Origin of the sequence: Paraburkholderia fynbosensis, assembly GCF_902859935.1 — a bacterium.
Lineage (GTDB): Bacteria > Pseudomonadota > Gammaproteobacteria > Burkholderiales > Burkholderiaceae > Paraburkholderia > Paraburkholderia fynbosensis.
In genome coordinates this window covers 276,823-297,186 of sequence record NZ_CADIKI010000005.1, presented here as the reverse complement: position 1 = coordinate 297,186, position 20,364 = coordinate 276,823, and the positions used below count along the sequence as shown (strand labels likewise).

The window sequence follows — 20,364 nt, the reverse complement described above, 5'->3', positions numbered from 1 at the left end:
GGGTTTTAGCCCGGAATGCGCCCATGTCTTTTGCCTCGCTTGGCCTGATCGAGCCCTTGCTGCGCAATGTGCACGACCTCAATTACCAGACACCTACGCCGGTCCAGGCCAAGGCGATTCCTGCTGTGCTCAGTGGCAAGGACGTCATGGCTGCGGCACAGACCGGCACTGGCAAAACGGCGGGTTTTGCGCTGCCGCTGCTGCAACGGCTGGTGCAACACGGCCCGGCAGTGTCTAGCAACCGCGCGCGTGTTCTCGTGCTGGTGCCCACGCGTGAACTGGCCGAACAAGTGCTGCAAAGCTTTATCGTTTACGGCAAAGGCCTCGACTTACAATTTCTGGCCGCCTACGGCGGTGTGAGTATCAATCCGCAGATGATGAAGTTGCGCAAAGGCGTGGATGTGCTCGTTGCCACGCCGGGCCGTTTGCTGGATCTCAATCGCCAGAACGCAGTGCAGTTTGATCAAGTACAAACGCTGGTGCTGGACGAAGCCGACCGCATGCTGGATCTGGGCTTTGCGCGCGAACTCAACGCCGTCTTTGCTGCCTTGCCCGTTCAGCGCCAGACCCTGCTGTTCTCTGCCACGTTTACCGATGATATCCGCGCCATGGCGGCGGGCATTCTGCGCGGCCCGGTCAATATCAGCGTCAGCCCGCCCAATGCCACGGCCAGCAAGATCAGGCAGTGGGTGGTGACGGTCGATAAAAAGAACAAGCCTGACCTCTTCATGCACCTTGTGGCCGAGAACAACTGGAAGCACGCGCTGGTGTTCGTCAAGACCCGCAATGGCGTGGATTACCTGGCGGCCATGCTGGATGAAGCCGGCTATGCGGTCGACACCATCCATGGCGACAAACCGCAACCCGCGCGCCTGCGTGCGCTGGAGCGCTTCAAGACGGGCGAAGTACATATGCTGGTCGCCACCGATGTGGCCGCGCGCGGGCTGGATATCGACGACCTGCCGCTGGTGATCAACGTCGATCTGCCGATCGTGGCGCAAGACTATGTGCACCGTATTGGCCGTACCGGCCGCGCGGGCGCCAGCGGCGTGGCGGTGTCCCTTGTGTGTGCCGATGAAGCGCCGCAACTGGCCGCAATTGAAGCGCTGATCCGGCAAACGCTGTCCCGTAAGGAAGAGCCGGGTTTTGAAGCGGAACATCGCGTGCCGCAAACCAGCGCGACGGGCGAGATCATCAAGAAACCCAAAAAGCCCAAGAAGCCCAAAGCGCCGCAAGCTGCGCCGGGCGCCATCCAGGTGCTCAGCAAAAAAACGCGCCCGCAGCAAAGCGGCGAAAACAAACGCAAGCCTGCGGCGCAACGCGCTGTGGCCGCGAGTAAAGGCACCAGCTTGTCCAGCGGCAACCCATTCAGCGTGCAAAAGCCGCGCAGCAAACCGGCCGGCAAGCCAGTTGCGGGTTCACGTAAGCCGGCTGGCAAACTTGCTGGTGGCCGCGCCAAACGCCAACCCTGATCCGTCGGATGTAGCAACGCCAGCCCTGGAACAGGCCGGCGGTTTGCGGCCCGCAGGCAGGCAGCGGCGCGGCTTCGGCGTGCATCAGGTCGTCGGGCGACGGCGTTCTAAATCCAGGATTCGTAACGACTTCGCTGCCACGTTGAAATCACGCGTAGCGAGCGTCCGGTCGAGGTAGTCCTTGGCGAGCGGTTCCGGTCGGCACATGTCACGCGGCCTGAATATGGGGCTGAGAGAAAAGCGTGGAGACCTGACGATACGGGCCAAGACTCAAGGTGGATGGCAGCTGTTATGAAATCTACGGCTACAACAAACAAGGCAAGAAGGTCGAGATTTACTTCGACACCAAGACGCTGGATGTCGTGAAGTGCTTGCCATCCACCTCGACCGCTATGGTGGAACACTGCGCCGCAGCTGAGCGGCTCACCACTTGCCTCGGCGCTTGTACGCCGCTGGCATTCCCCACTCAATCTCTCGACGCGCGAACGCCCGTGCCACGGCAGACCGATCCGGACAACTCCCGCTCGACGGCCAATCACTCGAATCGGCCGCAAATTCGAACATTTGTGAATCAGAAAAGAAAAAATACGCGCGTGATCACGCTTGTCATCAGACATCACAGTCTCGGTGCTTTCTAAAATTTCCTCAAAGATATCTCAATATAATCAATAGCATAACAAGAATACATGGTTTTCCCTACTGTGATGTCGATCTCCGAGTGATACGATGACTGAAGCGAAACGAACGGAAAATGTTCGAATTCGCGCACCGCTCGAGGCGACTCGCGGCATCGAAAATTCGGAGATACCTTGAAAACAATCGTTGGACTGCGCTGGTGGATCATCGCGCTCGTGTGTCTCGGCACGATCGTCAACTATCTCTCGCGCAATTCGCTCGGCGTAATGGCGCCGCAGTTGATGCCGCTGCTGCACATGAGCACCCAGCAGTATTCGTACGTTGTCGGCGCCTTCCAGATCGGCTACACGGTGATGCAGCCGGTGTGCGGCGTGATCATCGATCTGATTGGCCTGCGGCTCGGCTTCGCGCTGTTCGCCTGCCTCTGGTCGCTGACCGGGGTATTCCACGGTTTCGCGAGCGGCTGGCTCTCGCTTGCGGCATTGCGCGGGCTCATGGGGCTGAGCGAAGCGGTCGCCATCCCCGCGGGCATGAAGGTGGTCGCCGAATGGTTTCCCGATCGCGAGAAATCCATTGCAGTGGGTTATTTCAACGCGGGCACCTCGCTCGGTTCGCTGCTCGCGCCGCCCCTCGTCGTCTTCCTCTCGTTGCGCTATGGCTGGCAAAGCGCGTTTGCCGCGACGGGCGCGCTCGGCTTCGTGTGGGCCGCCGCATGGTATCTGCTGTACCGCTCGCCGGCCGATCACTCGCGCATCAGCGAGGTGGAGCGCGAAAAGATCGTCAGCGGACAGGCGCCTGCCGCGCCCCGCCGCCGCAGCGTTCGCGAGGTATTGCGCACGCGCCGGTTCTGGGCAATTGCGCAAGCGCGCTTTTTTGCGGAACCCGCGTGGCAGACCTTCAGTTTCTGGATTCCCCTTTATCTCGCCACCCAGCGTCACATGGATCTCAAGCAGATCGCGATGTTCGCGTGGCTGCCCTTTCTCGCCGCCGATCTGGGCGGGCTGTTCGGCGGTTATCTGTCGCCGTTCCTGATGAAACACCTGCGCGTGCCGCTGATCTGGTCACGCATCGCGGGCGTCGTGCTCGGCGCTTTCATGATGCTCGGGCCGGCCGCCATCGGCCTCGTCGCTTCGCCGTATCAGGCCATCGCGCTCTTCTGCGTGGGCGGTTTCGCGCATCAGATGATCTCGGCGCTCGTGAATACGCTCGCCGCCGACGTGTTCGACCCGAGCGAGGTCGGCACCGTGGCCGGCTTTGCGGGCATGGCCGCGTGGATCGGCGGCCTCGGCTTCTCGCTGCTCGTCGGCGCGCTGGCCGACTCGATCGGCTATACACCACTATTCGGCGCCCTCGGCGCTTTCGACCTGATCGGCGCGACGCTGCTGATCATCCTGATGCGCGGCGTCTCGCCCGACGGCCGTCCGCGTCCGATCGCCGACGGCGCCGGCACCCCTGCGTGACCTCATTCGAAGACCCATCATGCGTTCACTGACGAATCTAAAACACCCGCCACGTTTTGCGTTGTCGTCCCAGCTCGACAACCACCTTGTTCTGACCGCGCAGGAAAACTGCCGAATCGAGCTGTTCGTTCTCGCGGAAGATATCATCCGTGTGCTCGTGCTGCCCGACGGCGAATTGCACGGCCCACGCACCTGGGCGATCGCGCCGGGCACCGACGACGTCGCACTGCAAGGGCGCGAGCGTCGCGACCTCAGCGGCTTCACGCCGCCGCCGTTTGTGGTGTCGAACGACGCGCGGCACCTGGTGCTCGAGACGGCGCGCGTGCGCCTGACGGTCACGCTCGCCGGCGGCCTGTGCGCGTGGGAGATCCTGCACGACGGCGCCTGGCATCGCGTGATGAGCGATCGCAAGACGCAGTCCTACAACTTCGGCTGGTGGGACAAGCGCGTGTATCACTACATCGAGCGTCGCAAGGACGAAATGTATGTCGGACTTGGCGAGCGTGCCGGTTCGCTCGACCGCGCGCATCAGAGCTACGAGATGCGCAATATCGACGCGATGGGCTACAGCGCGCGCACGACCGATCCGCTCTACAAACACATCCCGTTCTACGTGACGTGGCAGCCGCAAACGTCGACCGGCTTCGGCCTGTTCTACGACACGCTCGCCGATTGCCGCTTCGACATGGGCCGCGAGCTCGACAACTACCACGGCCACTACCGCCATTTCATCGCCGAGCATGGTGACCTCGACTATTACTTCATCGCGTCCGCTGGCACGCCGTTGAATGCGGTGCGCCGCTTCACGTGGCTGACGGGCCGCCCCGCCTGGATGCCGAAGTGGGGGCTGGGCTACTCCGGCTCGACCATGAGCTACACCGATGCGCCCGACGCGCAGCAGCGCATGGGCGAATTCATCGAGCGATGCAGCGAGCACGACGTGCTGTGCGATTCGTTTCATCTGTCGTCGGGCTATACGTCGATCGGTCCGAAGCGTTACGTGTTCAACTGGAATCACGAGAAGTTCCCGGATATCGACGGCTTCGTGCAGAGCTATCTCGATCACGGCGTGCGCCTGTGCGCGAACATCAAGCCGTGTCTGCTGCAGGATCATCCGGCATTCGAAGACGCAGCCCGAGCGGGTCTGCTGATCGAGTCGCGCGACGGCGAGCCGGCATGGGTGCAGTACTGGGACGAAGTCGGCGCGTATCTGGACTTCACGAATCCCGACACCATCGACTGGTGGAAGGCGCGCGTGAAAGAAAGCCTGCTGAAGCACGGCATTGCGGCGACGTGGAACGACAACAACGAGTTCGAGATCTGGTCGCCTGACGCGATGGCGCGCGGCTTCGGCAAACCGTATCCGGCGCTCCAGACGAAGGTGCTGCAAACGCAAATGATGATGCGCGCGTCGCACGATGCGCAGCGCGAGCATGCGCCCGACCGGCGCCCGTTCCTCGTGTCGCGCTCCGGCGGCGTCGGCATGCACCGCTACGTGCAGACGTGGTCGGGCGACAACTACACGTCGTGGGAAACGTTGCGCTTCAACCTGAAAATGGGCCTTGGACTCGCGATGTCCGGCGTGTCGAACAGCGGCCATGACATCGGCGGCTTCTCGGGTCCGGCGCCGGGGCCGGAGTTGTTCGCGCGGTGGGTCGCGTTCGGCATCTTCCTGCCGCGCTTTAGCATCCACTCGTGGAATGACGACGGCACCGTCAACGAACCGTGGATGTACCCCGAGGTCACGCAGCAGGTGGCCGACCTGATCAAACTGCGCTATCGGTTGATCCCATACTTGTACGAACTGCTGTGGCAATCGCACAGCGCCTATGAACCTGTTTTGCGGCCGATGTTCGCGGAGTTTCCGCACGACCCGCGCTGCCTCGAAGACGGCGACGACATGATGCTCGGTTCGTCGGTGCTGGTCGCGCCGGTGGTCGAGGCGGGCCAGTCGACGCGCGACGTGTATCTGCCTGCGGGCACGCGCTGGGTGTCGTACTGGAGCGGCGAAGCATTCGACGGTGGTCAGACGGTGACGCTGCCGGCGCCTTTCGAACAGCCTGTATTCCTGCTGCGTGAAGGCAGCGTGGTGCCGTTGAATATCGCCGAACAGCACTTCGGCCGCCCGGCTGACGAACGCGCGTTCATGGCGGTGCCGCACGCCGGCGGCGGCGTGACGCGCGGCGGCTGCGTCGAGGACGACGGTGAAAGCGAAGCCTGGCGCACCGGCGAGCAAGGCCGCTGGAACGTCGCGATGACAGGCGACGCGCATACGTTGCGCATTGCGGTTGAACGTGAAGGCTGGATGCAACAGCCGCAGACGCAAGTCCACCTCTACGTGCCGATGCATGAAGCGCGAGCTATCGAGTGCATCGGCGCAGCGCTCACAGCCGACCACACGGCCGAAGGCTGGCGCTGCCTGACGATCTCCCTGTCCCACTGAACCCCTCGAAAAAACGTCCAGCACCGGCCTGAGGGATCAGGCCGGACATTCAATCCGGAGACCAGCAAGCGATGAACACTTTGAAGCGCGCGCGAACCCGCGCGATCGTCCTTTCCTGCCTGCCGTTGGCGGGCGCAGTGGCGTCGAGCAGCGCATGGGCGCAAAGCAGCGTGACGTTGTACGGCGTCGTCGATAACGCGTTTGCCTATGTCAGCAATCAGAACGGCCACTCCAACGTCTACATGAGCCAGGGCAACCTGCAGGCGAGCAAGTTCGGCCTGCTCGGCGCGGAAGACATTGGCGGCGGCACGAAGGCGATTTTCCGGCTCGAAAGCGGCTTTAATTCGCTGACCGGCGCGCAAAGCAGCGCCGGCTACCTGTTCAATCGACAGGCTTATGTGGGCCTCGCGAATGACCGCTACGGCACGGTGACGCTCGGCCGCCAATACACGCCTTACTTCCAGATGGTCGGCGCACTCGGGCCGACCGGCGTGCTCACCGGCGCGACCGGCGCGCATCCCGGCGATATCGACGCGCTCGACACGACGTTGCGCTTCAATAATTCGGTAACCTATCTATCGCCGACTATTGCGGGCCTGCAGATGAGCGCGCAATACGGGCTGGGTGGTGTGCCGGGCAGCATTGCCAACGGCAGCCATTTCAGCGCAGCGTTTCGCTACGATTACAGGCCGTTTGCGATTGCAGCGGGCTACGTGAAGCTGAAAGACATCGCGACGAGCGCGGCGCTCGGCAGCTTTGCAATCAACTCGCCGGTGAATAATGGCTACGCTACCGCGCGTAGCGCACAACTGTTTGCTGCGGCGGCGCGCTATAGCTTGCAGGACCTGATGGTCGGCATCAACTATTCGAACGTGCAATACACGCCGGGCAATGGTTCTCTGTTTACGAGCAAGGCCGTGTTCAATACGTACGGCGTGATTTCGACCTACCGGGTCACGTCCAGTGTGACAGTCGGCGCGGGCTACAGCTATACGCAGGCCAGCAAGGCGAATGGCATCAGTGATCCCGCACGCTATCAACAGATTTCGCTCGAACAGACGTACAACCTGTCCGCACGCACGACGCTCTATGCGCTGCAGGCATACCAGCATGCACGTGGCAAGTCGTTGGTCGCAACGGGTGTCGGCGCGACGAGTATCGTCGATGCAGTCGCGGTGGTCGGTGACTCGCAGAATACGACGCCGTCGTCCGGACCTTCGCAATTCGTCGGGATGGTGGGGCTCAGGCACGCGTTTTAAGGGCCAGAAGGCCGTGGGATTGCGCGTTGCCGATGGTGGCGGGCATCCCGCGCGAAATTACAATTCTTGACTCTTTCTCTGCTTTGGAAACAGTTATCCGGCATAGTCGCGTGCTAAATTACGCCCGCCAGTTTGACTGCGTCCAGGCGCGTTGACGAAGACAAGTCGATGGAACGCAGGTTGCGTCTGGGCCGGGAAAACTGGCAAACATGCAGCAGCGCAAACAGACAGCCAGGAAAGCACTGGCACTGAAGCCGGCCTCGTAGAGAGGTCGGCTTCAACCATTTCGGCGGCGATTCCGGCATCACTCCCCGAGCGCGAGAAACTGGTGCAGAGACTGAACCGCAGCAGCGCCTTCCCCGACAGCCGCCGCCACTCTCTTGACCGAGCCGCTGCGGACGTCACCCACCGCGAAGATGCCGGGCCGGCTCGTTTCGAGAAAATGAGCGGGGCGCTCCGAAGACCATGTGTTGATTGCATCGGGTCCCGTGAGCACAAAGCCGTTCCTGTCGAGTTCGACGCAATCGCCAAGCCATGCGGTATTGGGCTGTGCACCGAGAAAAAGGAAGACATGGCGGATCGTCTTTTCTTCGATCTGCCCTTGCCGGTCCCATTTGATCGATTCGAGTTGCGTGTCGCCGTTCAATTCCACGATCTGCGTTCGCGTATGAACGATGATATTTGCGGCTGCCTCGATGCGCCTGATCAGATAGTTCGACATGCTCGCATTGAGTCCGTCACCGCGAATCACGACATGCACGTGACGGGCGAATCCCGCGAGAAAGACCGCGGCCTGGCCCGCCGAGTTGCCTCCGCCGACGATGACCAACTCCTGCTGCGCACAGAACGCGGCTTCCATATACGTCGCGCTGTAATAGATGCCGCGTCCCTCGAAATGTTCGAGGCGCTCCAGCATGGGTTTGCGATAGCGTGCGCCGGTCGCGATCACGACCGAGCGGGCGTACAGATGCTCGTCGTAATTGAGACGGAGGTGAAAGGGCGGCGCATTGCGGCATTCGATGCCGAGTACTTCGATCGGCACGCCGACCTCGGCGCCGAATTTACGACATTGCGACAGGCCGCGCCCGGCAAGCGCCTGCCCCGAGATGCCAGTTGGGAAACCGAAATAATTTTCGATCTTCGAACTGGTACCCGCCTGGCCGCCCGGCGCCTTGGTGTCCAGCACGGCCACCCTCAATCCTTCGGACGCCGCGTAAACCGCAGCCGCAAGACCGCCCGGTCCCGCGCCGACTACCACCACGTCGAATTGCTCGCCATTCAGGCGGTCGGGGCTCAGCCCGATCGCATCGGCGACGGCTCGATGGGTCGGCTGCTTCAGCACGTTTCCTTGCAACGTGATCACCACTGGCAAATCGGCTTCCGTCGCGCCATAGCGTTCAAGAAGTGCTTTCGCTTCTTCGTGTTCGACGATATCGAAGTAGGCAAAGGGATGAGCGTTGCGGCTCAGGAAATGCCGCAACTTGAGCGTGTCCAGCGAGGCGGGGCTGCCGATGACCAGTACGCCGCCGTTCTGATCCTGAATGAAGGCGACGCGCCGCAGGATATAGGCGCGCATGATCGTTTCGCTCAACTGCGCTTCAGCGATGACGAGCGCGCGCAGCGACTCCTCGTCGATTACGATCACTTCGCAGTCGCTGGTCGCGCGGGCGCTCGCCACCGCGGCGCGACCCGCAAGCGTTCCCACTTCGCCGGTGAAACTGCCGGGCCCGTGCAGACCCAGCACGTGCATGTTCTCGCCCGTGCCCCTCGTCGCCTCGATGGTGCCGGAGACGATAGCGAACATGGGTATATGGCGCTCGCCTTCGGAGAACAGCACGTCGCCGGTGATCAGTTTGCGCCGTTCGCCGTATCGTTCCAAAAGCGCGAATTGCCGCTCATCCAACTTGGGAAAGATCTGGTAGTGGCGGCTGCCGCCTGCCAACAGATCTTCCAGTTTGCCTGAAGACTTATTGCTCATGGACGCGTTCCGAAGGGGTGTGCGCACTGTGCGTGCGGAAGTGAGTCTGTGGGCGGTTGCCGATCAAACTGGTGAGAGTATCGCGGGCCGCCATAGCCGGACAGATTGTGCGCCCGAGTTCTGCCCCAGGTAAAGTGCGCGGGAGTTGGCGATGGGGCGCTCGCGGGTGTGCGAGGCGAACGGGCGCTGAGTGGCGGCGTCGCGCAGTCGCCCTTGTGCAAGCGAACGGTCGGTCTCAAATAGCGGCGGGGCGAGTCAGGCGCGCTTTGTTTGTACTTCTGGCATTCGCGCATGGTTCACGAGGTGCGGCCGGTGATGGGTGAACGGCGGGTCCGATTGCGCGGCCGCGTCGGCGTCCAGATAGAACTGTTGGATACAACAGCAGACACTGAAGCGTGCCATGTCCGCCTGCACACGGCACGCTCAACGCGCGGCCCGCGGTCGGCGTTAGCTGAAGCGAGGGGCGCAAAGACGGGAGCGGTGCTCGGGCGAGCACACGTCGTACGGCCTACGCAAAGATGTGGGGGACTTGGTCGGCGCGGCGGGCCGGCTCATATGACCGCGTGATGACTGACGACATTGACGGATGTCGCTGCGCGATCAGTGTGCAATCCGCCACGCCGACCAGTCCAGCGGATCGGCGTGCCTATGCAGACAGGCTGCGGAATTACTGCGCAACGGGTTGGGTCACGTCGGTACCGAACCAATGAACGGATATCTTTTTCAGCGTACCGTCCTGCTTCAACTCGGTCAGCGCATCGTTGATGGCTTTCGCAAACTTGGGATTGTTCTGGCGGAACGGAATACCCATCTCCTGCTCGGCTCCCTTGAGTACCGCACCGGGCCGCAGCGGCAACTGTGAGGTCTTGATGATGTACGGCAGCATCAGCCGGTCGTCGATCGTCGCATCAATACGCTTGCTGGCCAGGTCACGCAACTTTTCGGGCGCGCCGGGGTACGTCTGCACGTTGATGCCCTGGACGGCTCGCGCCATCTGATCGTAGTTGGTCCCGAGCGTCACCCCCAGCTTCTTGTCCCCTTTGAATTCGTCCAGTGACTTGAATTCGCGCTTGTCATCCGCGCGCTGAATCAATTGCGCGGCCGAGTAGGTGTAGGGCTGACTGAAGTCGAGGGCCTGCTTGCGTTGCGGCGTGATCGTCACCTGGTTCACGATGACGTCGAACTTCCCGGTCTGGAGCGCCGCGATGATACCGCTCCATTCGGTAGGAATGAACTGCGCCTTGACGCCGAGCTTGGCGGCAACCGCTTTCGCGACATCGACATCGAAGCCTTCGAGTTGGCCGTCGTTGTTCCGATAGTCGAACGGAGGATAGGTGCCTTCCAGACCCACCTTGAGTACCCCGGCCTGCTTGACGGTGTCCAGCAAATCTTCAGCATGGGCGGCAACGGAGGCCAAGCCGGCGGCCGACAAAGCCAACAGGTTGATGAGCACGAGCTTCGACAATTTCATTGAACGTCTCCTTGTTGTTCGAGTATTGAACGGCCTGACTACTCCACTACGAAAAAACGGGTTCGGCTTGCTTGAAGAAGGCGGACTACTCCGGGATGAAGTCTCCGAGGAATGCTGGTCGATGTCGCGGCGCTTTTACCGTCAGCTATCACGATGGGCGGGCCTTATCGTAGCACTCCTCGTAGTGCGTCACGAGGGGGGCCGACCACAGGCCAGGTCAGGGTTTGTACGTCTTCATGCGCTCACCCACGATATGTCACGGCGTGAGCAATCTATTTGTATGCACATATCCTCTCGCGCCGGTGACATACACCGCCAAAATTCCCGAGATCAATATGTTTTGGCGTTTTTGCAACACATCCAATTTTCTCAAATCCGCGATGCCAGCGTGGACGCGGCCTGCGCGGCAGCACCCTAAGGTCAGACAAAAAACCGGATTGTTTCACGCGCTCGAGCATGAGACATTGACGCAACGTCAGCGCCTCATCGCGCGGCGTGTGTGTTCTGGCCGCAGCGCTGTCTGCGGCTTTTTTTATGGTGCCCACCGAACGGACTTGGGCCGACACAGGTACGAAGGTTGCTGAAGCTGAACGAATCCGTGCTCTCAGGCGACACGTCATGAGTTCAAATTCAGAGCAGTCTGCCGGCTACCAGCCGATCGAAGTCCGGAAGGGGCAAGTGACGGAAAAGATGTCGCGTGAGGCGTTTCGCGACCGTTTCATGGCCCGCTTTTACGATCCGGCGTTCAGGGCGGAAGACGCCTCGCTCGCCCGGCTCGAGGCAATTGCGTGGGACGCATATTGCAATGCCCGCAAATCGCCGGTTACCGGGAAGGCGGGGGGCGGCTTTGCGGACCCCGACTACGACCTGTCCGTGGAATGGCGCGCGGCCAGTGAACGCATCAAGGCCGCCCAGGCGCGACAGCAAGACCGCTCCACGCCCTCCCGGGTCCTCATAGTCAACGCGTCATCGCGAAACGACTATACGTGTCCCGGCGAAATGTCGAAGAGCTTCCGGCTCGGCAAACTCGCGCAACAAACTCTGGAGCGCAAAGCCTGCGAGGTCGATTTCCTCGATCTTTCCCGGCTTAATTCGGACCATGATCTGCATATTCATCCCTGCAAAGGCTGTGTGTCGACGGCGATGCCGCTCTGCCACTGGCCTTGCACCTGCTATCCGAATCACTCGCTGGGTCTGGTGAACGACTGGATGAACGAAATCTACGAACGTTTCGCCGCGTGCCATGGCGTTCTGTTCGTGACGCCGGTCTACTGGTATCAAGTCAGCAGCCCGCTGAAGCTTTTGATGGACCGTCTCGTCTGTGCGGACGGCGGCAACCCGGACCCCACGTCGACGCATGGGAAGAAGGCGGACGAGGCGAAGCGGATCGAACTCGCTGGGTGGGACTATCCGAAGCATCTGGCGGGCAGAGCGTATGGCCTCGTCGTCCACGGCGATGTCGCGGGCATCGAAAGCTCGCGGCGGGCGCTGACGGACTGGCTCAACTGGATGGGTTTCATCGAGTCGGGCGCGAAGTCGCGTCTCGACCGCTTCATCGGCTACTACGAGCCTTATGCCACCAGTCACGCCACGCTCGACCGCGACGTCGAGATGCAGAAAGATGTGGCCAATGTGGCCGAGGCGGTCGCGATCTGCGTGGAGCAGATTCGCGACGGACGTAAGGAGCCGGACCAATGCCTCGAACCTGCACGCGCGAAATGAGCACCGCTGCGACGACATGACTAGCACGAAGAGGGCGATGCATGACAGCTGTCCGAAATCGAGTGCGAGCTGGTTTCTTTGCAAGGTCGTCGTCGGCTTTGGGATTTTCGGCAATGGAATACGCCCGCCGCGCCGATGCCCCCTGTGGATGCACTGCCTTGATCAGGTTGTTGATGGTCAGATTCGGCACTTCATGGCCCTTGCGACTGCACTGATAGCCGACGCATTCGCAACGGCGGTCCACACCTTCACCGCCGGTGATCTCGAGCACCTGCCCGGTTGATGAACCGTCAGTGCCGCTCGTGCGACTGCTGGTGAAGGGGCGCGAGCCCCCATACTGACGGCGGCCCGGAGTCTCGCGAGATGCCGTCTTTCGCCGGCAAACCGAATGATCGCGAAATCGCGCATGTGCTGACGTTCATCGGCAATACCTGGGCAATGCGGCGGCGCCGGTGACGGCGAGAGAGGTGGCGAGCGTACGCGCAGCCGTGCATAAACAGAACGGCGACAGCGTTCATTCCGGCGCGCTGTCGCATCGCGACCGGCATGAACCGGGTACGTGCGCAATCAAGCGGGTCGAAGAGCGGCGACCACCTTCACCGGAATCGCCTTGGCCGCGGGCACCTTACTCTCTTTCGCATGATGGGACAGCGGAATGAGCGGATTGCATTCCGGGTAGTAACCCGCGACGCAACCCTCGGGCAAGTCGAACGCAATGATGCGCAACCCGTCGATGCGACGTTCCATTCCATCCGGAGATACCGCCTCCAGCGATACCTCGGCATCTGCTTCGAGCCCGCGGCGCGCGATGTCGCGCGCATTCATCAACAGCACCATGCGCGAGCCCCGTACGCCGCGAAACCGGTCGTCCAGTGTGTAGATCGTCGTGTTGAACTGACTGTCGCTGCGCAGCGTGAAGAGACGCAGGTCGTCGGGCTGGCGAGCGGGCATGTCGGGGTCTTCGTCCAGCGTGGCCGGCACCATGAATTCGGCCTTGCCGCTCTTCGTTTTCCATTGACGCTCGCGTGCGGCCAGCGGCCGATGAAAGCCGCCCGGCGTCCACATACGCGCGTTGAAGTCGTGGAAAATGTCCGGATACGTTTCGGCGATGGCGTCGCGAATCAGCGCATAGTCGTTGCTCCACGCGTCCCAGTCGACCCATTGCGAATCGAGCGTGGCCTTCGCGATTCCCGCGACGATCGCCTGCTCGGACAACAGCCGGTCGCTTGCCGGCTGCGCCACGCCGCGCGAGCCGTGCATGCAGCCGGTGCTGTCTTCCATCGAGACCGCCTGCGGCCGGCCCATGCGCTCGTCGATTTCAATGCGGCTCAAACAAGGCAGCAGATAGGACACTTCGCCATGCACGAGATGGCTGCGATTGAGTTTGGTTGCAATGTTGACGGTCAGCCGCAGCTTGCGCCACGCCGGCTCGATTATGTAGCGGTCGGGCACCGAGCGCACGAGGTTGCCGCCTAGCTGGAACACGGCGCGCACCTTGCCGTTTATCACGCCCTTGCACGCATCGACAGTCGCCATGCCTTGCGTGCGCGGCGGCTCGAAGTGGTACTGCTCGGCGAGCTTGTCGAGCGGCGCGAGTTCCGGTTTTTCCGTAATGCCCACCGTACGCTGTCCCTGGACGTTCGAATGGCCGCGAATCGGCGACGGCCCCGCGCCGGGTTTGCCGATATTGCCGCGTAACAGCAGCAGATTCACGACCATCCGCACGTTCTGCACGCCCAGCCGATGCTGCGTGAGGCCCATGCCGTAGTGGATGATGACCGCCTTCGCCCGCATGTATTCGTCGGCCGCCGCCGTGAGCGCCGCGCGCGAGAGACCGCATAGGTGCTCGAGTTCGTCCCAGCGGGCGCTGCGCACATAGTCCGCGAACTCGTCGAAGCCGCTCGTATGCTGTGCGATGAACGCAGCGTCGACGATACGCGCGGCGCCGGTGGCTTGCGCGTGGTCGTCCGCCTCGATCACGGCCTTGCAGATGCCGACGATCGCTGCCGAATCGCCGCCCGCTTTCAACTGATGATATTGCGTACTGATTTGCGTCGCGCCCGGCTTGAGCATTTGCGTGGGCGACTGCGGATTCACGAAGCTCACGAGGCCGGGCTCGCGAATCGGATTGAACGTGATGATCGGCACGCCGCGCTCCCTCGCTTCCTGCAGGTCGTGCAGCATGCGTGGACTGTTCGTGCCCACGTTCTGGCCGAAGAAGAACATCAGATCGGTATGCTTGAAGTCGTCCAGTGTGATCGTGCCGACGCCCACGCCGATCGCTTCCTTGAGCCCGACACTCGTGCTTTCATGGCACATGTTCGAACTGTCCGGCAAGTTATTGGTGCCGTACATGCGTGCGAAAAGCTGGTACATGTAGGCGGTTTCGAGCGACGCGCGGCCGGACGTGTAGAACACCGCTTCATCGGGCTGAAGGGCGCGCAGTTCGCGGCCGATTTCACCGAACGCATGCTCCCATGTCACTTCGACGTATTGATCCAGCGCAGAGTCCCATCGCATCGGCGCGCAGAGGCGGCCGGCATCTTCCAGCGCGTGATCGTGCCATTGCTCCAGTTCCGCCAGTGTGTGGGCTTTGAAGAAATCAGCGTCGACGCGGCGCGAGGTGGTGTCCCATGCGGTGGCTTTCGCGCCGCTCTCGCAGAATTCGAATGGATGCGGATGCGCTGGTTTGGCCCAGGAGCAACTCACACACATGAAGCCGTCTGGCTTGTTCTGATGCACGAGCACACGGCTCGTGCCAACCGGCGCGCCTTCCTGCATGAGCGCGCCCGCGACCGCTTTAATCGATCCCCAGCCGCCGCTGGCGTGCTGGTAGGCGTCCGTGTCCTTATGTGCCGAGCTCATGGCGGCCTCCCCGAGATGAACGACGTGTACGACTGTCCGCAATGAACGTGCCTTGCATTCGGCTTACCAGGCCGGCGACAACCACCGGCCGTCGTGCATCTGCAGAACGCTCATGACTGCAACATGCGCGACTGCGCTACGACTTGCCGAGAAAGCCCGGTAGTCCGATCGCCAGTTCGCTGCGAGCGAGTTTGATCGCCTCGCGAAGCGCGTCGGCAAACTCTTCATCGTTGGTCGGCGCAGGCAACAGACTACGCAGAAGATCGGCCCAACGAAACTCCGCCAGCGGCGTGTCGGTTTTTTCAAAGGCTCCCGCGTCGCGGGCGAAAGCGGCGAGACTGCGATATTCATCGTTCGGCAATTCCCAGACATGTCGCGTCATGTCGCTGAACGGCCGACGGCGGCCTTGTTCGTCGTAGGGGTATGTCCAGCGCCGGTCTTCCATCGTCAGCCAGAACTTCTCGGGCGTCAGCGAGGAAAGGTCTTCGATCAGTACAACCGGCACGGCCGGTATCTGCAGCATGTGGAGCGCGGCGACGATATGGTGGTGATCGGTCACATACGCCACTTCGTTCGGACCGAGCACGATCGGCACGGGCTTTTCAGCAATGGCCATTTGCCGGTCGTGCTCCGAAAGGCTTCGATATTGCTCGGCCTTCTTTGCGACTTCCCGCATACCGTGCGTCATCTGTGAAGGCCGCAGCCGCTGCAGCGCGATTTGCTTCATGACGTACTCCCGGTGGTCTCAGCGCAGCTTCGCAGCAAACGCTATTCCTGGGCGAGGCGGCGCCGGGCACATCGTATGCTCGCTTGCGTGTAGCGACGCATGGTCACGTCGCTGCATTCGTGACGGACAGAATGAAAGGAGTAGATCATGCCACTGAAGAGAGGAACCTCGAAAGATACGGTATCGCGCAACATCAAGACCGAGACGAAGCACGGTAAGCCGCGCAAGCAGGCCGTGGCGATTGCGTTGAATCAGGCGCGCAAGTCGGGCGCGAAGATCCCGAAGAAGAGTGACAAGTAACGCGAGTGAATGGCGGGTACGGGAATCCGCCAGGGAGAGGCCTATGGCGACCAACAGCGAACCGGTTGAGGAAACCGGAGGATGTGCGTGCGGTGCGCTGCGCTTTCGCGTCAACGCGCGCCCGCGGCGGGTGTCGCTCTGCCATTGCATGACTTGCCGGCGCATTCATGGCAACGTTTTTGGCGGCTATGCCATGTTCGAACGCAGTGCGGTGGAATTCTCGGGATCTACTCAGGCGTGGCAGAGTTCGCCCGGCGCGCGCCGGCATTTTTGCCCCACGTGCGGGTCGGTCGCGTTCATGGAATACGTCAGCAGCGACGAGCTCGATTTGCCGTTGGGGGCGTTCGATCGCGTGGGCATCTACGAGCCGAGCTACGAATTGTGGTGCTGTCACAAGGAGCCTTGGCTGCCCGCTGGCGTACGGGATGAATACGACGAGGGCAGACCGGAGTAGCGAACATCGCTTCACGACGCCAGAGCTTGCGGAACGACGCTTGCTGTACCTCGGTAGCTGCCGGCTTAACCGGCGAAAGGAGTGGTTATGACTGACACGAAGCAATCGAATGCACAGCCCGGTAATCCCAAAAACGCAGGCAAACAGCAGGGCCAGCAACAGCAGAACCAGCAGAAGACGCCGCAGCATCAGGGCGGTCAACGGCAGCCTTGACGGCATGTCGTGATGGGGAACCGTGGACACCGCGCATAGGCGGCGTCCACGGATAGACCCAATGCGCACACGTGGCCTGCCGGGACTGACTGCATTGCGCAGACCTGCCGACGTTCTCGAACCCTATCCCGCGGAGGGCATGATGAAACCTATAGCAGACGATCCGGCGCAGAGCACTGTGGATGGCAACCCCAGTAAGCGCGCAAGCGCCGCTAACACGAACACGCCGCTCGATACCACGCAAAAGAAGCGGGATGTCGAGGAGAAGCGCAAACATAGCCGCTCGGAAAACGCGTTGCAGTCTTCGCAGGACAAAAACCCGATCCCACCGGATTCGACCCGCCATTCATAGGCATCGCGGACATGCCGGCCACCACAGACGACAAACCCCCTCGGCGCACGGGCCGCGACACGCATACCGACGCGGACGTCGAGCGCGATCAGCAGCCTGCGACACTCGACGAGTGCCGTCGCTGCGCGCTTTGGCGCAATGCGACCCAAGCGGTGCCGGGTGAAGGGCCGCGTCACGCCTCGATCGTATTGGTCGGCGAGCAGCCGGGCGATGCGGAAGATCTTCAGGGCAAGCCTTTTGTCGGACCGGCCGGCGCGCTGCTGGACAAAGCGCTGGAAGAGGCGGGCCTCGCGCGCAACGAGGTCTACGTGACGAATGCGGTCAAACATTTCAAGTGGACGGCGCGAGGCAAGCGTCGCATGCACAAGACGCCGGGGCAAAGAGAGATCGATGCCTGCGAATACTGGCTCGAACAGGAGTTGCACCGCTCAGGGGCACGCGTGATCGTCGCACTGGGCGCAACCGCACTCAAAGCCGTGCTCGACGACGCTCACGCACGGCTGCAGGACGCACTCGGCAAACCGATCGAGCACGGCGAGCGTCTGGTGGTGGCGACCTATCATCCATCGTTTGCATTGCGCGCGCCTGATCCGGCGACCCGTCAGCGTGTCTATGCCATGATCGTCGACGCGCTTCGCAGCGCGGAGAAACTCGCTCGTCAGCGCAAACGCGCCGGTTCGTGAGTTCCAGGCCGGCATCGGTCACGCGGCCGAACCCGCTCGCTGCAACCCCAACCGTTTCATCAACCGCTGTGCGTCGAATGGCGCGCGTGCTTTGACGTCGTTGTCGAAATAGCAGTACACGTCGCGCCGTTTGCGGCGGGGCGGACGCTCGTTCGCTGCGATCAGCCGCGCGTCGGCCGGCTGCGACCCATGACGCCATGCTTCGATCCGCGCAGCCCAGCGGTCGAGCTCCACGTCGGAGTATGAGCCTGCATATCGGGATTCGGTGCCATGCAGTCGAATGTAGACGAAGTCCGCAGTGAGGTCTTCGGCGAGTGGCCAGGACTCGGTGGAATCGGACACCACCAGTGCGACATCGTATCGCCTGAGCAACGCAACGAAGGCAGGGTCGAGAAAACTCGCGTGACGTATCTCGACTGCGTGGCGCAATCGGTGCTTGTGGCAAATCTCGAGATAGGGCGTCTTTACCCGTTCGTCGTGGTGTCTCGCCAGCGAGAGCGCGGCCGATGTGTCGCGCGGCAGCAAGCGTAAGAAGCGTTCCATGCCGTCGGGCTCGAAGGAGAACGACGGCGGAAATTGCCACAGAATTGGGCCGAGTTTTTCATTCAGCGCCAGCAGTCCTTGCGCGAAGAAATTCGCGCATCCGGCCCGTGCGCTGTCATCACGAAAGCGCAACAGGTGCGTCAGATACCGCGCGCCTTTAATGCCGAACACAAAGTCGGGCGGAGTGTCGGCATACCAGTGTCGCCAGCTGTCGAGCGACTGGAGACTGTAGTGCGTGCCATTGACCTCGATCGTCTGGAACAGACGCGACGCGAATTGCAGTTCCGCCGCCTGTTTCAAGCCTTCAGGGTAGAAGTCGCCTCGCCATCCCTTATAGCGCCAGCCGGAAATGCCGATACGAACGTCGTCGATATGTTCCATGGCGAGCGGGCGCACGAGTGCATGGGTGGATTGTGACGCAACGAGAAGTAGCAACCCCTGTTCCCCGAGGCGCTCGCCGTGCTCGGCAAAGTGGCCGAAGCAGACACAGGGCGCATGAGCGAGCGTGAGCAATCGACACCTCATGGCAGTTAGCCCTGCCGTTGCCGACATGAGCGTGCCCTCGTGCACCACAAGCCTTAGGCCCAAAGGTTGCTGATCTCCGTCATGAAAGTCGCGATGCCGAGCGTTTTCCCGCACGCCACTCCCTATCCGCCCGCACCTGGAGATTTGACATGAGCGCTACCCAACGACCCACGCCGCCGTTTCCCGCCCAGCAGCAACAACGCACGCCGGGCACGACGGCTGAAATGAATCCGCAACCCGATCATGGCGAACAAACCTACAAGGGCTCCGCACGCCTCGCGGGCAAAGCGGCGATCGTGACCGGTGGTGACAGCGGCATCGGCCGCGCCGTCGCTATTGCATTTGCGCGCGAGGGCGCGGACGTACTGATCTCGTATCTCGACGAAGACGACGATGCACGCGAAACCGCTCGCTGGGTGGAGGAGGCGGGCCGCAAGGCGGTGCTGGTGCCGGGAGACATCACTTCGCCCGCGCACTGCGACGCTATCGTCGACAAGGCCATCGAGGCGTTCGGCCGGCTCGACGTGCTGGTCAACAACGCGGCATATCAGATGAGCTACCCCTCGCTCGACGCCATCAGCGACGAAGAGTGGGACAAGACCTTCGATACCAACATCGGTGCGATGTTCAGGATCACGCGCGCAGCGGTCAGGCACATGAAGTCCGGTGCGGCGATCATCAACACGACGTCCATCAACGCCGACCATCCGAATCCCGGACTGATCGCCTATGCGACGACCAAAGGCGCGATTCAGAACTTTACCGGCGGGCTTGCGCAGCTGCTGGCCGAAAAGGGCATTCGCGCAAATTGTGTGGCTCCCGGCCCGATCTGGACGCCGCTGATTCCGTCCACGATGCCGCCGGAGAAGGTCGAGAAATTCGGTGAGCAGGTTCCGATGAAGCGACCCGGTCAACCCGCCGAATTGGCGGCGGCCTATGTGATGCTCGCCTCGGACGAAGCGAGTTACATCTCAGGCGCCACGATTGCCGTAACGGGCGGCGCGCCGATTATTTGAGCTGAAATGGACTCTCCGGCCGGTTAGCAAATTCTGCTGACCGGTCCTGATTGCGCCGGATGCACGGTGTAGTCTGACTTCCATATCGGCTTGACAATTCAGTTGCGTGGTCGAGCCCCGCGTTTTTTCGACATCCCGGCTTCGGGTTCAACGATGCGGCCCGTCTTAGCGCTTGGCGCTGACATTGACACGTCCGCGCTTATTGTGGAATACTATTCCAAAGAGAACTAAATTCAACTTCGTCG

16 protein-coding genes and 1 pseudogene are annotated in these 20,364 nt (G+C 61.8%); 12 read left to right on the top strand and 5 right to left on the bottom strand.

Annotated features, from left to right (window positions below; translation table 11 throughout):
• The first annotated feature begins 23 nt into the window (after positions 1-23).
• The 5 genes and pseudogenes from HV770_RS10920 (at position 24) to HV770_RS10900 (ending at position 7,270) form a co-directional block, all read left to right on the top strand.
• Entirely contained in the window at positions 24-1,472 is a 1,449-nt protein-coding gene (locus HV770_RS10920) for a DEAD/DEAH box helicase (RefSeq protein WP_175159391.1), read from the top strand.
• A gap of 266 nt (positions 1,473-1,738) precedes the next feature.
• Positions 1,739-1,840, top strand: a pseudogene (locus tag HV770_RS10915) (PepSY domain-containing protein); the annotation flags it as partial.
• A 441-nt stretch (positions 1,841-2,281) separates the two neighbouring features.
• A complete protein-coding gene (locus HV770_RS10910) occupies positions 2,282-3,568 on the top strand; it encodes an MFS transporter (protein ID WP_175159389.1) in 1,287 nt (428 codons plus the stop codon).
• Between the two features lie 19 nt (positions 3,569-3,587).
• Positions 3,588-6,011 carry a glycoside hydrolase family 31 protein gene (locus HV770_RS10905; RefSeq protein ID WP_175159388.1) on the top strand — a complete coding sequence of 808 codons (2,424 nt, stop codon included), beginning with the start codon at positions 3,588-3,590 and terminating at the stop codon, positions 6,009-6,011.
• A 71-nt stretch (positions 6,012-6,082) separates the two neighbouring features.
• Complete coding sequence (locus tag HV770_RS10900) at positions 6,083-7,270, top strand: porin (protein ID WP_175159387.1); 1,188 nt, start codon at positions 6,083-6,085, stop codon at positions 7,268-7,270.
• A gap of 304 nt (positions 7,271-7,574) precedes the next feature.
• On the opposite strand, the gene HV770_RS10895 is transcribed toward HV770_RS10900, so the two are convergent.
• Both HV770_RS10895 and HV770_RS10890 read right to left on the bottom strand, forming a co-directional pair.
• On the bottom strand, positions 7,575-9,248 hold the full coding sequence (locus tag HV770_RS10895; protein ID WP_175159386.1) for an FAD-dependent oxidoreductase: 1,674 nt from the start codon (positions 9,246-9,248) through the stop codon (positions 7,575-7,577).
• Between the two features lie 667 nt (positions 9,249-9,915).
• The gene (locus HV770_RS10890) at positions 9,916-10,719 is read right to left on the bottom strand and encodes a transporter substrate-binding domain-containing protein (RefSeq protein ID WP_175159385.1); all 804 of its coding nucleotides are present in this window, start codon (positions 10,717-10,719) and stop codon (positions 9,916-9,918) included.
• Between the two features lie 690 nt (positions 10,720-11,409).
• Here HV770_RS10890 and HV770_RS10885 point away from each other — a divergent pair.
• Positions 11,410-12,441: an NAD(P)H-dependent oxidoreductase gene (locus HV770_RS10885; RefSeq protein WP_175159607.1), complete on the top strand. Its 1,032-nt coding sequence runs from the start codon at positions 11,410-11,412 to the stop codon at positions 12,439-12,441.
• A gap of 567 nt (positions 12,442-13,008) precedes the next feature.
• Here HV770_RS10885 and HV770_RS10880 read toward each other — a convergent pair.
• Both HV770_RS10880 and HV770_RS10875 read right to left on the bottom strand, forming a co-directional pair.
• Entirely contained in the window at positions 13,009-15,306 is a 2,298-nt protein-coding gene (locus HV770_RS10880) for an FdhF/YdeP family oxidoreductase (protein WP_175159384.1), read from the bottom strand.
• A 136-nt stretch (positions 15,307-15,442) separates the two neighbouring features.
• Positions 15,443-16,033, bottom strand: coding sequence for a ParB-like protein (locus HV770_RS10875; protein WP_175159383.1), 591 nt, complete (start codon positions 16,031-16,033; stop codon positions 15,443-15,445).
• A 147-nt stretch (positions 16,034-16,180) separates the two neighbouring features.
• Here HV770_RS10875 and HV770_RS10870 point away from each other — a divergent pair, with 147 nt between their 5' ends.
• The 5 genes from HV770_RS10870 to HV770_RS10855 all read left to right on the top strand — a co-directional run bounded on the left by HV770_RS10870 (position 16,181) and on the right by HV770_RS10855 (position 18,035).
• Positions 16,181-16,333 carry a DUF6496 domain-containing protein gene (locus HV770_RS10870; RefSeq protein WP_175159382.1) on the top strand — a complete coding sequence of 51 codons (153 nt, stop codon included), beginning with the start codon at positions 16,181-16,183 and terminating at the stop codon, positions 16,331-16,333.
• Positions 16,334-16,376: 43 nt separating this feature from the next.
• A complete protein-coding gene (locus HV770_RS10865; protein ID WP_175159381.1) occupies positions 16,377-16,787 on the top strand; it encodes a GFA family protein in 411 nt (136 codons plus the stop codon).
• Between the two features lie 87 nt (positions 16,788-16,874).
• Positions 16,875-17,000: a hypothetical protein gene (locus HV770_RS39400; protein ID WP_274597591.1), complete on the top strand. Its 126-nt coding sequence runs from the start codon at positions 16,875-16,877 to the stop codon at positions 16,998-17,000.
• A 61-nt stretch (positions 17,001-17,061) separates the two neighbouring features.
• Complete coding sequence (locus tag HV770_RS10860) at positions 17,062-17,352, top strand: hypothetical protein (protein ID WP_175159380.1); 291 nt, start codon at positions 17,062-17,064, stop codon at positions 17,350-17,352.
• An 11-nt stretch (positions 17,353-17,363) separates the two neighbouring features.
• Positions 17,364-18,035 (top strand): UdgX family uracil-DNA binding protein, encoded by a 672-nt coding sequence (locus HV770_RS10855; protein ID WP_175159379.1) that lies wholly within the window; start codon positions 17,364-17,366, stop codon positions 18,033-18,035.
• 18 nt (positions 18,036-18,053) lie between these two features.
• On the opposite strand, the gene HV770_RS10850 is transcribed toward HV770_RS10855, so the two are convergent.
• Complete coding sequence (locus tag HV770_RS10850; protein ID WP_175159606.1) at positions 18,054-18,959, bottom strand: DUF72 domain-containing protein; 906 nt, start codon at positions 18,957-18,959, stop codon at positions 18,054-18,056.
• A 293-nt stretch (positions 18,960-19,252) separates the two neighbouring features.
• Here HV770_RS10850 and HV770_RS10845 point away from each other — a divergent pair, with 293 nt between their 5' ends.
• Positions 19,253-20,119: a glucose 1-dehydrogenase gene (locus HV770_RS10845; RefSeq protein ID WP_175159378.1), complete on the top strand. Its 867-nt coding sequence runs from the start codon at positions 19,253-19,255 to the stop codon at positions 20,117-20,119.
• Positions 20,120-20,364: the final 245 nt, after the last annotated feature.